Annotated in this window: 12 protein-coding genes and 1 riboswitch; of the genes, 9 read left to right on the top strand and 3 right to left on the bottom strand. The window is 57.8% G+C overall.

Translation table 11 applies throughout. From position 1 onward, the window contains the following. The first annotated feature begins 3 nt into the window (after nucleotides 1-3). From CQ018_RS15350 to acs, 4 genes are all read left to right on the top strand, one after another. Nucleotides 4-828, top strand: coding sequence for an ABC transporter ATP-binding protein (locus CQ018_RS15350; protein WP_105550899.1), 825 nt, complete (start codon nucleotides 4-6; stop codon nucleotides 826-828). A gap of 86 nt (nucleotides 829-914) precedes the next feature. Further along, complete coding sequence (locus CQ018_RS15345) at nucleotides 915-1,943, top strand: aliphatic sulfonate ABC transporter substrate-binding protein (RefSeq protein ID WP_105550898.1); 1,029 nt, start codon at nucleotides 915-917, stop codon at nucleotides 1,941-1,943. Further along, a complete protein-coding gene (locus tag CQ018_RS15340) occupies nucleotides 1,943-2,764 on the top strand; it encodes an ABC transporter permease (RefSeq protein WP_105550897.1) in 822 nt (273 codons plus the stop codon). Before CQ018_RS15345 ends, CQ018_RS15340 begins: the two co-directional genes overlap by 1 nt. Before the next feature lie 18 nt (nucleotides 2,765-2,782). Beyond that, nucleotides 2,783-2,876, top strand: a riboswitch (SAM riboswitch). A gap of 4 nt (nucleotides 2,877-2,880) precedes the next feature. Continuing rightward, complete coding sequence (gene acs, locus CQ018_RS15335; RefSeq protein WP_105550896.1) at nucleotides 2,881-4,863, top strand: acetate--CoA ligase; 1,983 nt, start codon at nucleotides 2,881-2,883, stop codon at nucleotides 4,861-4,863. Nucleotides 4,864-4,907: 44 nt separating this feature from the next. Here acs and CQ018_RS15330 read toward each other — a convergent pair whose 3' ends face one another. Continuing rightward, nucleotides 4,908-7,436 (bottom strand): FAD-dependent oxidoreductase, encoded by a 2,529-nt coding sequence (locus CQ018_RS15330; RefSeq protein ID WP_105550895.1) that lies wholly within the window; start codon nucleotides 7,434-7,436, stop codon nucleotides 4,908-4,910. A 39-nt stretch (nucleotides 7,437-7,475) separates the two neighbouring features. After that, on the bottom strand, nucleotides 7,476-8,378 hold the full coding sequence (purU, locus tag CQ018_RS15325; protein WP_105550894.1) for a formyltetrahydrofolate deformylase: 903 nt from the start codon (nucleotides 8,376-8,378) through the stop codon (nucleotides 7,476-7,478). A gap of 140 nt (nucleotides 8,379-8,518) precedes the next feature. Here purU and CQ018_RS15320 point away from each other — a divergent pair, with 140 nt between their 5' ends. After that, complete coding sequence (locus CQ018_RS15320; RefSeq protein ID WP_258142643.1) at nucleotides 8,519-9,196, top strand: GntR family transcriptional regulator; 678 nt, start codon at nucleotides 8,519-8,521, stop codon at nucleotides 9,194-9,196. 47 nt (nucleotides 9,197-9,243) lie between these two features. Here the strand turns inward: CQ018_RS15320 and CQ018_RS15315 are convergent, their stop codons facing one another. After that, a complete protein-coding gene (locus CQ018_RS15315) occupies nucleotides 9,244-9,831 on the bottom strand; it encodes a TetR/AcrR family transcriptional regulator (RefSeq protein WP_219844070.1) in 588 nt (195 codons plus the stop codon). 261 nt (nucleotides 9,832-10,092) lie between these two features. Between CQ018_RS15315 and CQ018_RS20585 the strand changes: the two genes are divergently transcribed. The 4 genes from CQ018_RS20585 to CQ018_RS20730 are packed head-to-tail and all read left to right on the top strand — an operon-like array spanning nucleotide 10,093 to nucleotide 13,278. Then, complete coding sequence (locus CQ018_RS20585; RefSeq protein WP_258142642.1) at nucleotides 10,093-10,644, top strand: aldehyde dehydrogenase family protein; 552 nt, start codon at nucleotides 10,093-10,095, stop codon at nucleotides 10,642-10,644. Beyond that, entirely contained in the window at nucleotides 10,550-11,605 is a 1,056-nt protein-coding gene (locus tag CQ018_RS15310; RefSeq protein ID WP_258142653.1) for an aldehyde dehydrogenase family protein, read from the top strand. Before CQ018_RS20585 ends, CQ018_RS15310 begins: the two co-directional genes overlap by 95 nt. After that, nucleotides 11,602-12,876, top strand: a complete 1,275-nt coding sequence (locus tag CQ018_RS15305) for a choline dehydrogenase (protein WP_308729213.1) — start codon at nucleotides 11,602-11,604, stop codon at nucleotides 12,874-12,876. Before CQ018_RS15310 ends, CQ018_RS15305 begins: the two co-directional genes overlap by 4 nt. After that, on the top strand, nucleotides 12,877-13,278 hold the full coding sequence (locus CQ018_RS20730) for a GMC oxidoreductase (protein ID WP_308729220.1): 402 nt from the start codon (nucleotides 12,877-12,879) through the stop codon (nucleotides 13,276-13,278). Nucleotide 13,279: the final 1 nt, after the last annotated feature.

Genomic DNA, 13,279 nt, shown 5'->3' with positions numbered 1-13,279 from the left:
ATCGTGACTTCTACGCTTGACCGCCCAATCCTTGCCAACCCGAATAAGCATGACAATGCTTCGCTGAGCGTCACCTTTAGCGGTGTTGGGCGCAGTTTTGCCGTCGGCAAAGAAAGCCGCCAGGTCCTTCGCGACGTCAACCTCACCGTCACCCCCGGTGAAGTTCTAGCAATTCTAGGTCCCAGCGGTTGCGGAAAATCGACACTTCTACGCGCAGTTTCAGGACTCGACAACCCTACGGCAGGCACCGTTTTCATCGACGGCACACCGGTCTCAGGTCTGGATACACGATGCGCAGTTGCATTCCAAGAACCTCGGTTGTTGCCTTGGCAATCGATCGAAAAGAACGTAGCACTCGGCCTACCTCAAGGAACTGACCGTAAGGAAGGCACTGCACGCGTCGCAGAGCTGTTGCGGTTAGTTGAACTTGATGGACATAGCTCTTTGCGTCCCCGCGAGATCTCAGGTGGCATGGCTCAACGTGCTTCTTTGGCACGTGCGCTTGCACGCCGCCCTGGTGTTTTGCTTCTTGACGAACCGTTCGGTGCCCTCGATGCCCTCACCCGGCTAAAAATGCAGGATCTTTTGCTTGATATCCATCGGGCTTACCCAACTACAGTTTTGTTGGTAACCCACGATGTTGATGAAGCCTTGCAGTTAGCGGACCGAATTTTGGTCTTGGGTCGCGAACCAGGACAGGCTGCGGCAACGGTCTCTCAATTACTCACGGTACCCGGGGCTCGTCCGCGTCATCGCAATGCCGAAGACCTCGGCCGAATGCGTAGCTCGCTCTTAGCGTCGCTCGGCGTCGATTCGGGCCGGCACTAACTCTTATCTTTTTGCGTCACCATTCTTAACCGCTTGAACAAGCGGTCATTCAAACTCGCTCTTTTACTCGCAAGGATCATCCCCCCATGCCTAAGAATCTTTTCACCCGCCGTTTCCTTCTCGCCGCAACCGCACTCACCGCAGCCACCACTATGCTCACCGGTTGCGCTGGCGAAGGTTCGGGTGGCGCTAACGCCGCCGAAAGCAAAACTCTAAATATCGATTTTGCGACTTACAACCCTTTGAGCCTGGTGCTCAAAGACAAGGGCTGGCTCGAAGCAACGCTCAAGGACCAAGGTGTCACCGTTAAATGGGTTCAGTCTGCCGGGTCCAACAAGGCAAATGAGGCACTTCGCGCCGGTGCCATTGATGTGGGTTCAACTGCTGGATCGGCAGCACTACTGGCTCGTTCCAATGGTGCTGATATCAAGACGATTGCACAATACTCTCAGCCCGAGTGGGCTGCACTTGTCGTAGCCAAGGAGTCACCGATCAAGGAAGTTACCGATCTCAAAGGCAAGCAGGTCGCTGCAACTAAGGGAACCGATCCTTACTTCTTCTTGCTCCAAGCACTCGAGCAGGCGGGTCTGAAAGCAAGTGATGTCACCGTGCAGAACTTGCAGCATGCCGACGGCCGTTCGGCTCTGGAGAACGGCTCGGTTGATGCTTGGAGCGGTTTAGATCCGATCATGGCAGGTGCCGAGCAAAAAGGTGCTCAGCTTATCTACCGCAACCTTGATTTCAATACCTACGGCGCACTAAACGCCACCGAAGATTTCTTGGCCAAGTCTCCCGAAATTGCCCAAACGGTAGTCGATGCTTACCAGAAGGCTCGTGAGTGGGCAGGAGATAACGAGGCAGAAACTGCCGCTATTTTGGCAGACGTTGCGGGCCTCGAAACGCCAGTTGCCGAGAAAGTCATTCTGGAACGCTCAAACCTCGACGTTGATGTGGTGCCCGGTGCACCCCTGCTCAAGGTATTGACCGCGGTTGGGCCAATCTTTGTTGAATCCAAAGATGTAGATTCACAGGATCAGGTCGATAAGGCCCTGAACTCCCTGCTTGATGACAGCTTCGCCAAGAAGGCAGACTCCGCAAAGATTAAGGGCTCCTAATGTCTGCGCATACCGACGTTCCGTCAGCGGAGCTCAGCACTCATCCAACATCGGGAAACCCCCTACTACATACCCGGTGGGGACGTACTTTCCTAGGCATGCTGGTGCCCTTGGCGCTACTAGCACTTTGGCAGGCCGCAACAACCCTAGGCTGGGCAAGCACCTCACAGTTGCCAACACCTAGTTCTGTCTTGACCGCTGCCATAGGACTCGCAGAAGACGGGATTCTCGCCCAACACATCGCCATCTCCACTCAACGTGTTCTCCTTGGCTTTGCCATCGGCGCGCTACTTGGACTGGCGGTTGGTGCCTTAGTTGGGCTCTCCGATCTTGCCGATGCACTTCTTGGTCCCTTCATTGGTGCCATTCGCGCCGTCCCCTCCCTTGCGTGGGTGCCGCTGCTGATCCTCTGGATGAAAATTGGTGAGGATTCAAAGGTCACGTTGATCATCATCGGCGCGTTCTTCCCGGTGTTTACGACGGTCTATCTGGCTCTTCGACATGTAGATAAGAACTTGATTGAAGCGGCACGAGCCTTCGGATTATCCGGCACCAGGTTGCTTGCCACAGTTCAGTTACCCGCGGTAGTACCGGCAATTTTCTCTGGTTTACGTCTTGCCTTGGCGCAGGCGTGGCTATTTTTAGTGGCTGCGGAACTCATTGCCTCGTCCATGGGGTTAGGTTTCCTCCTCAATGACTCACAAAACAATGGACGCATTGACCGGCTGATCCTGGCAATTATTTTGCTTGCTGTCCTCGGAAAAACTACCGATGCGCTGCTTGGTCTTGCCGAACGCAAGGCCATTAAACGCTGGGCTTAGGACCTAGTACATCCACTTTACCCATTACGAGCGGCTAAGAGATCTGGCTCAGTGACGCCGCAGCAACCACCTTCAGCGAAGGGAACGGTGCTACAGCCAGGAACAATGGAGAACAAATGACTGCAATATCAAATGCCATCCCGTCTTCAGACTGGGACATCAGCAATGAGGCCGACTGGAGCGAAAACGAACGCCTAGCCTTCTGGGATGCCGCGGCCCGACGCTTAGATTGGGCGCAAGACTGGCACACCATCCATTCGAGCACCGGGGTAGATGCCCAAGCCCGTCGCGGACCGGAGCTGCGCTGGTTTACGGGCGGAAAACTCAATGCAGCCTATAACTGCGTGGATCGCCATGTTGAGGCAGGTCGTGGTCAAAAGGTAGCCCTGCATTTTGAGGGAGAACCCGGCGACCGGATCACGGTCACCTACCAAGATCTGCAGGATCGGGTATCACGTGCAGCAAATGCGTTGCTCTCTCTGGGTATGACGCAGGGAGACAGAGTTGTCATTTACTTGCCTGTCTTGATTGAAACAATCGTGATCACCCTTGCGTGCGCCCGCATTGGTGCAGTGCATTCGCTGGTCTTTGGTGGTTTTTCATCCGAGGCCCTGAAATTCCGGGTAGAAGATACCGGTGCCAAGCTTTTGGTTACCACCGATGGACAATTCCGCCGCGGTTCTTCAGTGGCAGTTAAAGACAATGCCGATGCCGCGGTTGCCGGCGAAAACAACATTGAACATGTGTTGGTGTTGCGCCGGACCGGGTGTGAGATTTCGTGGACCCCCGGCCGAGATGTGTGGTGGCACGATGTGGTGGATACCGCCAGCCCACAGCACTCCCCCGAGGCATTCGACGCCGAAACCCCACTATTTATCATGTATACCTCGGGCACCACGGGACAACCCAAGGGTCTTGTTCATACAACCGGCGGTTACCTGACGCAAGCTTCGTGGAGCCACGAGTTCCTCTTCTCCAACCCGGACCCCGCTCAGCGTGATGCCGATGTCCACTGGTGCACCGCCGATCTGGCTTGGGTCACCGCACACACCTATGAAATCTACGGGCCACTGTCCAACGGCGTCACCCAGGTGATCTACGAAGGTGTGCCCAACGCCCCGCACCCCGGGCGTCACTTTGAGATTATCGAACGTTACGGAGTCAGCAGTTACTACACCGCTCCCACGTTGGTGCGCTCACTGATGGGCTGGTTCCCCGAGGGAGTCCCTGCCGAATACGATCTTTCATCAATCCGTCTGGCCGGCACAGTGGGTGAGGCAGTCAACCCGGAAGCCTGGCGTTGGTTGCGCGGCCACGTGGGCCGCGCTACTCCTGCAGGAATTCCCATGGTCGATACCTGGTGGCAATCGGAAACAGGTGCCACGATCCTATCCCCACGCCAAAGTGATAACGCTTTCAAACCCGGTTGCGGAACGCGCGCACTACCCGGAGTTTCGGTGAATATTGTTGATGAGCAGGCACAGACAGTTGCTACTTTGGTGCAGGGCAATATTGTTTTGACCAAAACCGGGCCTTCGATGGCACGTACCGTATGGGGCAACCCGGAACGTTATTACACCTCCTATTGGGAGGCATACGCCAAGCAGGGATGGTTCTTGGCCGGAGATGGCGCGCGCTTTGATGCTGATGGTGATATTTGGATCCTCGGGCGCACCGATGATGTTATAAATATTTCCGGGCACCGCCTGTCCACCATTGAAATCGAGTCTGCACTCGTCACTCACCCTGCTGTGGTTGAGGCCGGAGTGTGCCCGACTCACGATCCAAAGACAGGTCATGCTGCCACCGCTTTTGTTGTGCCCCGTGATAAATCCTTGGTCGGCACCAATTTATCCGGTGCGGCGCTGGCACAACAGCAGGAAATGATCACCGCTCTACGCAACCATGTGGCAACGCAGATCGGCCCGATTGCTAAACCGCGCGACATTGTTTTTGTTCCCGATGTTCCTAAGACTCGTTCGGGCAAGATCATGCGCCGATTGCTGACACAACTTTTTGAGCACAGCGCCCTGGGAGATACAACAAGCCTGCAAAATGAGCCGTGCATCGCCGAGATCAAGGAAATCTGCGCGGGCTAGACCGGTTTGCCGGGTGCCCGTTGGCACCCGGCAAACCGGTGGGGTTAACCTGCCGAAACCGCTGTTGCGGGACGGACCGCTGTTTCATCGGGGATGCCGCGTAGCCGCTTCATTTCCGGATCGTAGATCGGGTCTTGGGTCACCGTGGCATCGAGCTTGCGTCCAAAGTACTCAACCTGCACGGTGTCTCCAATCTCGATACTCGCGTCCAGCCAGGCGTAGGCGATGGGGCGTCCCACCGTGTAAGCAAAACCAGCACTTGTGACATACCCGACCGGCTGCCCGTTCTGGTACACAGGTTCGCTGCCCAAGACTGTGTCGCGTGCGGTATCAATGAGTAAGCAGCGCATATTGCGGGTATTGGGCAGCGCACGGATCTGTTCCAGCGCAGCCTTTCCCACAAAGTCGGTTTCCTTCTTGGTGCTTACGGCAAAGCCTAGGCCCGTCTCATACGGATTGTGTTCGGTGTTCATATCCGCACCCCAGGAACGGTAGCCCTTCTCCAGGCGCAGCGAGGCGAAAGCCGCGCGGCCCGCGGGAATAATGCCGTGCTCCTGCCCAGCCGCCCACAAAACATCCCATAGTCGTTGGCCGTTTTCTGCCGAGGTGTAGATTTCCCAGCCAAGCTCCCCCACATAGGACAAACGCATAGCGGTGACCGGAACCCCGCCCAGATGAGCCTGCATGGAACGAAAGTAGCGCAAGCCGTCATTGGAGAAGTCGTCATCGCTGATTTTTGAGACCACGTCCCGCGCCAGCGGTCCCCAGAGGCCAACGCAGCAGGTACCGCCGGTGGTATCGCGCACCTGTACCCAGCCGCCGGGCAACTGCCCGGTGTTTTGCTTACGCGCCTCCATTTCTAGGTAGGCGGTGTCAATATTGCCATTCGCTCCGACCTGGAAGGTGTTCTCGCTCAGACGTGCCACGGTGATATCGCTGCGGATCCCTCCGGCCTCATCCAAAAGCAAGGTGTAGGTCACCGAGCCGACAGTCTTTGCCAAGTTTCCGGTGCTCAACCGTTGGAGTAGAGCCAAGGCCCCGGGTCCGGAGACCTCAAGTCGTTTGAGCGGGGTCATGTCATACATGGCCACGGCGGTACGGGTTTTGTAGGCCTCCACCGCGGCAATCGGCGAGTGGTGCATGGCAGACCAAGCATCGCGTAGTGGTGGCCGCCAATCCCAGGGCAGGTCCTTGAGGTATTGAGCATTGGAGGTAAACCAGTAGGGGCGTTCCCAACCGCCGCCTTCCAAGAAGTGCGCGCCGAGCTCGCGGTGCCGGGTATGGAAGGGGCTGATGCGCAGGTCGCGGTGATCCTGCCGTGGTTCAAGTGGATGGCGCACATCATAGATTTCCACGAAGTTCTGTTGCGAGGTTTCCGAGACGAAGCTCGGGGCAAGTTCTACCTCTTCGAAACGGTTAATATCGCAGCCCGACAGGTCGGTCTGCGAGCGCCCGGTGGCGATAAGTTCCGCCACCGCACGCGCAATTCCGGCCGAGTGGGTGACCCATACCGCCTCGGCAACAAAGAATCCACCGACGTCCGGGGACTCGCCCACCAGGGAGCCACCATCGGGGGTGAAGGAGAAAATTCCGTTGAACCCGCTGGCAATCTCTGCATCGGCCAATTCCGGTAGTAGCTGCTTGGAGGCTTCCCAGGCCGGTAGGAAATCCTCGAGCGTGAAGTCCAAGCTGGAGGGCATGTTCTCATGGGTGTATTCGCCGGGGTCAAGCTTTGGTAGATCATCGAGGTGTGCAGGCATTGGCTTGTGGGCGTAGGAGCCGATCCCGTAGCTATCTCCGTGTTCGCGATAGTACAGATCTTGGTCTTGGAAACGTAGGATCGGCAGGCTTGCCCCGTCGGTTCCCTCGTTGCGTCCTTCGAGTCCCTTGATCGGGGTGCTCTTGGCATATTGGTGGGCCAGCGGCAATAACGGGATCTTCATGCCCACCATGGCCCCAACCTTCACACCCCAGAATCCGGCACAGGAGACCACTACGTCGGCCGCAATGAGTTCTTCACCAACCCAGACACCGGTGACCTGGTTATCTGAGTGTTCGATTCCCGTGACCTCGGTGCGATCCCGGTACACAACCCCGGCTTCCTTGGTGCGGCGAACCAGCTCGTTCACTGCCTTGCCGGCCAGTGCCAGTCCGTCGGACGGGATGTGTAGCCCGCCGAGGATGACGTTTTCATCGAGTAGCGGGTATAGCTCCTTGCACTGTGCGGCATCTAGCAATCGGGTTTCTACACCCCAGGAGGTTGCCCAGCCGTGCTTGCGGTGCAGGTCCGTCCAGCGGTTTTCGGTAGTTGCTACTTCTAGCCCGCCTACCGGGTTGTACGCATCGAGGGCAGTGAGTTTTTCAACCGTGTACCCCGCGAACTCGGTCATGGCCTTGGACGGGTTGGTCTGGAACACCAGGCCCGGTGCGTGGGAAGTTGAACCGCCGGGCAGATCTAGGGGTCCTTGCTCGATGACGGTAATGTTCCTCCAGCCGCGCTGGACCAGCTCGTCGGCCAGGTTGGCGCCGACGATGCCTGCGCCGATGATCACTACGTGCTTACTGCTCGACATGCTGTTAGCTCCTATGCGTGAAGAAGAATTCTGTGGTGGTTAGCGGAAGACGATGGTGCTGTGCCCATCAAGGAGGACGCGGTGTTCGCAATGCCATTGCACGGCCCGGCTCAGGGCCTGGGATTCTGCGCTTTGTCCGGCTTGAGCGAGCGTGCGGGGGTTATAGGTGTGATCTACGCGGATCACTTCCTGCTCAATGATGGGACCCTCGTCGAGATCCGTGGTGATGTAATGGGCTGTTGCACCAATAAGTTTTACGCCGCGGGCATGGGCCTGATGGTACGGTTTGGCTCCCTTGAAGCCGGGTAAGAATGAGTGATGAATATTGATGGCCTTGCCCGCGAGTTTCCTGGCCAGTCCGTCGGAGAAAATTTGCATGTAGCGGGCCAACACCACCAGGTCGATCCGGTGTTCGGCGACTAATTCCAGCAGCCGGGCTTCGGCTGCTTCCTTACCGTCTGGGACTACCGGCACGTGGAGGTAGGGGATTCCCGCGGCTTCGGCCATGGGACGCAGATCCTCGTGGTTGGAGACCACCAGGGCAATATCTGCCTTCAGGGCACCGGTGCGCCAGCGGAAGATCAGGTCGTTGAGGCAATGCCCGGATTTGGAGACCATAAGTAGCAGCCTGGGCCGGGTGGCATCGTGCATTGAAAACTTCATGCCAAAGCGGTGGGCAACCTGCTGGAATTCACTGCTTAGTTCTTCGGTGAGTTGAGGCTGCAATGTGGTGAATGCGGTACGCACATGCACGTTGCCAAGGCCGGTGTCGTCGAATTGCTGATGTTCCCGGATGTTATAGCCGCGGGCCGAAAGGAACTCGCTAATCGCAAAGACGATTCCGACTTGGTCTGGGCAGCTGACGGTCAAGACGAATTCCCTGGCGCCGTTCTCATCGTTGAGTGCGGCACGTTCTGCGGCGGGAAAATCAATGAGGGTCATGGATGGTTCACTCCCTTGATATACGCACTTTGTATCCAACTTATATACTAGGATGTCTTGTAGCCTAGGTCACAGGAAGTTTGCCGGTCAAGGGATTTACGCAAATCTATTTTGAGGGCCAGCTATCGAAAGGGAAACGCATGGAACAGCTGCTCAATACCCATTCTCCATCCCGGGGTGGATCGATGGCCGATGAGGCCTACGAGCAGATACTTCACATGCTCGTGACCCTACACATTCATCCCGGGGATCCCATCCATGACGATCAGATCATGCGCGAGCTGAGCATTGGCCGCACGCCCGTGCGCGAGGCGCTCAAGCGCCTTGAGGCGGATAAGCTTGTTGTCACCTTTGCCAAGCGCGGAACCTTTGCCACCCGGGTAGAGATCAGCGATCTTGCCTACGTCTCAGAAATCCGCCAGCAACTCGAACCCATGGCCGCTGCCCGTGCCGCGCGCGTAGCCACGAGCGCTACTCGTGAGGAATTGAGTGAGACTTATCGACAGATTCAAGAATTTGATATTAGCGAAGCCAGCACCGCCGAACTTCTGACCTTTGATGCAGAGGTTCACCGCAAGATCTATCGCGCCGCAGGCAATCCATATCTTGAAGATGTCTTGGTGCGCCATAGCAATCTGGCAACCCGCATCTGGTGCATGGTCATCGATAAACTCCCGGGCCTCAGCACTCACGTGCAGGAACACCTGCAACTCCTGCAGGCGATCATTGATGGCGATGAAGAAAAATCCGCCCAGCTATCGGCCGAGCACGTGGCTCAATTTGAGGCAGCGGTGCGCGCTGCATTACTTGATATTTAGCCACCTCGACGGCTCGAACACCCCGTAAGTGTGGAGCGAGAAGCAGGCTAGCCCCGACCGCCGGCCAAGGCCCGTTCGAATAGTAGCCTGATCTCCTCGTGCTGGGGCAGCTCTTCCGAAATCACCAATTGCAATAACAGACCACACATGGTCACCGAGAGCATTTTTCCGGTAATTTCATCGGTCCGCTTACTGAAAATTTCCATCAAGCCCCGATCCCACTCCCAGGCCGCCTTGCGCAGTGGCGGCCTGAGGTTTGCCATGGCATAGAGGTTGTAATCCAAGACGGTTGAGGCACGCCCCTCCCCCAGGGAATCAAGCACATAGTCGGCCAAGGCAAACGCGAGGTCAACATCCGCGGGAAGCCCTTCCTCCCATCGCATGACCTCACCTAAGCTACGTTGCGCCGCCTTTTCCATGGCCACCGACAGCAGGTCATCAATTGTCTGAAAGTAGTAGGTAGTCGATCCCAGCGGGACCCCGGCCTCGGCGGCGACCCTCCGGTGGGTGACAGCGTCAAGCCCCTCCTGCATTGCCACGGCAATGGCCGCCTCGGCTATCCGCTGACGACGGTCGGGGTCTCCGGGACCCCGAATGCGCCTGGTGGCACCGGCCTGCACGGTTTCTCGTGTCACAACATCCACCTCTTCGCCTTCGATCCATGGATTACATCTGGAAAATATAGAGTACCCGCTTGCCTGTGGAACTTTCCTGAGGTGACCCGGCTGGGCTGAGGTATCAGGGAAGGTTCCGTGCCGCCATCCTGCTACGCGGCAACGCCCGCCAGCAACCCAAAAACAGCGCGCAAAATCTATTGCTCACTTTTATCTGTACACCTGTACACAGTTTATGTACGCTTGTCCTCAAATCACTAAATGTGAGGAGGGGCACGTTTCATGCATGATCTTATGACGGCTTTGAACAACCTTTACATTGACGGCCATTGGGTAACTACCCAAGGCCAACTACCACCCCACCAGGTCACCAATCCTGCCAACGGCACGCTACTTGCCACGGTCTGCGAGGCATCGGTAGACGACGTCGACACCGCGGTGCGTAGCGCCGCAGCATCCTTCAGCAAGGGCGAATGGTCGGGTCTTCCGGTGCGCGAACGCGGCGACCGGATGCGGATCATCGCCCAGATTCTGCTGGATCACCGCGAAGAACTGGCACGTATCGAAAGCCTCGACGCCGGCAAAACCCTCAGGGAAGCACGTCTGGATGTCGATGATGCGGTATCTGCCTTCCGCTATTTCGCCAACATCGCGGACCTCGACGCCGGACGCATGGTGGATGCAGGGAAACCCCAACATTCTCAGCCGCATTGGTTATGTTCCTGTCGGCGTCTGCGCATTGATTGCCGCGTGGAACTACCCGCTGCAGACCATCTCCTGGAAACTTGCCCCGGCGCTGGACGCGGGAAACACCGTGGTCATCAAACCCAGTGAGCTCACCCCCCTGTCAACCATCAAGCTTGTTGAACTGCTCGAAGAGGCAAACCTGCCCGCCGGAACCGTCAACCTCGTCTTGGGTCCCGGATCGAGGGTAGGAACCGCACTGGTTGAGCACCCGGGAGTTGATCTGATCTCCTTCACCGGAGGACTAGATGCCGGACAGAAAGTCATGGCCGCCGCCGCCCGGGACATCAAGAAGGTCACCCTTGAACTCGGTGGCAAAAACCCCAACATAATTTTCAATGACACCGACTTTGACACCGTCGTGGACAACGCCCTGACCGCCGCATTCGTCCACTCCGGCCAGGTCTGCTCGGCCGGATCCCGACTCATAGTCCACGACGAAATCCATGACCGCTTCGTCAGCGAATTGGCACGTCGCGCGGAGCTCATCCAACTCGGCGACGGGTTGGATCCCAACAGCGAGTGCGGTCCATTGGCCAGCGCCGAACATCGCGAAAACGTCGAACGGCACATTGCCCAGGGCGTGGCCGAGGGAGCCCGGCTGGTTGCCGGAGGCCAACGGCCCACAGATGAAGCACTGCTGGCCGGAAACTTCTTGCGTCCCACGGTGTTTGCCGACTGCGAGCGCACCATGGACATTGTTCGCGAGGAAGTCTTTGGACCCGTTGTGACAATCGAACGGTTCAGCACCGAAGAGGAAGCCATCTTCCTGGCAAACGACACCGAATACGGTCTGGCCGGCGCGGTCTGGACCAACGATGCCTCACGGGCACAACGCGTTGCCGAGCAATTGCGCCATGGCACCGTCTGGATCAACGATTACCACCCCTACCTGCCCCAGGCCGAATGGGGAGGCTTCGGCAAGTCCGGGCTGGGCCGGGAAAACGGGCTTCAGGGCTTGAACGAATACCGCGAGACCCGACACATTTACCAAAACATCAACCCGGCGCCGGCACGCTGGTTCAAGGGCCAGGGAACGAGATCACGATGACTGAAACAACCCAAAATTTTGACATCGTCATTGTCGGCGGTGGAAGCGCGGGTTCGGCCCTGGCCAACCGCTTAACCGCCGACGGAACCCGCTCGGTGCTTGTCCTCGAGGCCGGCCGCAAGGACTCCTGGTGGGATCTATTCGTCCAGATGCCCGCGGCCCTGATGTTCCCGGCCGGGCATAAGGCCTACGACTGGATCTACCAGTCGGATCCCGAACCGTTTATGGACGGACGCCGGGTCAAGCATGCACGTGGCAAGCTGCTCGGTGGCTCAAGTTCCATCAACGGAATGATCTTCCAACGCGGCAACCCGCTGGACTACGAACGCTGGGGCGCGGATCCCGGCATGGAATCCTGGGATTTTGCGCACTGCCTGCCCTACTTCAAGCGCCTCGAAACGGCCACCGGCAGCCCCGAAGACCCCATGCGGGGCCACGACGGGCCGCTGGTCATGCGCCGTGGCCCGGCAAAAAATCCACTCTTTGAGGCATTCTTCTCCTCGGCCGCGGAAGCGGGATATGCCCGTACCAACGATGTCTATGGCCACCGGCAGGAAGGGTTTGGGCCTTTCGACAGCAATATCAATAACGGCCGTCGACTCAACGCGGCACGCGCCTACATTGATCCTGCCCGCACACGCCCCAACCTCACGGTGCTGACCAGGGCGTTCGTGACGGGTGTCAAAATGGAAAACAAGCGGGCCACAGGGGTCAGCTACACGCGCCGCGGCAAGGCTCACCAGGTGAATGCCGGGGAAGTAATCCTGTGCGGTGGCGCCTTCAACACCCCACAGTTGCTGCAGCTAGCTGGCATTGGCGAGGCCGAGCACCTGCGCTCGCTGGGTATCACCCCGGTGGCAGACCTACCCGGCGTGGGCGCGAACCTTCAGGACCACCTTGAGGTCTATGTACAGCATGGATGCCCGCAGCCGGTATCCGAACAGCCAAGCCTTGATCTATGGCGCATGCCGTTCATTGGGGCCCAATGGATGCTCACACGCACCGGACCGGCGGCAACAAATCACTTCGAAGGTGGCGGATTCGCCCGCTCCAACCAGGACGTTGCCTACCCAAACCTCATGTTCCACTTCCTGCCATTGGCGGTGCGCTACGACGGCAAGAAGGCCGAGACACCCCACGGTTTCCAGCTTCACGTGGGTCCCATGTACTCGGACAGCCGCGGAAGCCTGAAAATCCGCTCCACAGATCCTCGGCAGCACCCGAGCATCCTGTTCAACTACCTCTCAACCGAACAGGACCGGCGCGAATGAATTGAGGCAATTCGAGTCTCACGCCAGATCCTCGCCCAGCCTGCCATGCGTCAGTTCAACTCCGGGGAATTATCCCCGGGCAACTCGGTGCGTACCGATCAGGAAATTCTCGATTGGGTTGCCCGAGACGCGGAAACCGCATTGCATCCCTGCGGCACCGCAAAAATGGGACCGGCCAGCGATAAATACGCGGTGGTCGACCCACTGACCATGAAGGTACATGGAGTGGAGGGGTTGCGTGTTGTTGATGCCTCGGCCATGCCGTACGTGACCAACGGAAATATTTATGCTCCGGTCATGATGATGGCAGAAAAGGCTGCGGACCTGATTCTGGGTAAGCAGCCACTGGATGCGGAGCATCGCGAGTTCTATAGGCATCAAGCACAAAGCGAGGCGGTCTAGC

The sequence above is a fragment of the Arthrobacter sp. MYb227 genome (genome assembly GCF_002975435.1).
Classification (GTDB): domain Bacteria; phylum Actinomycetota; class Actinomycetes; order Actinomycetales; family Micrococcaceae; genus Paeniglutamicibacter.
The sequence above is the reverse complement of the archived record's forward strand: the minus strand, read 5'-3'. Positions and strand labels throughout refer to the sequence as shown.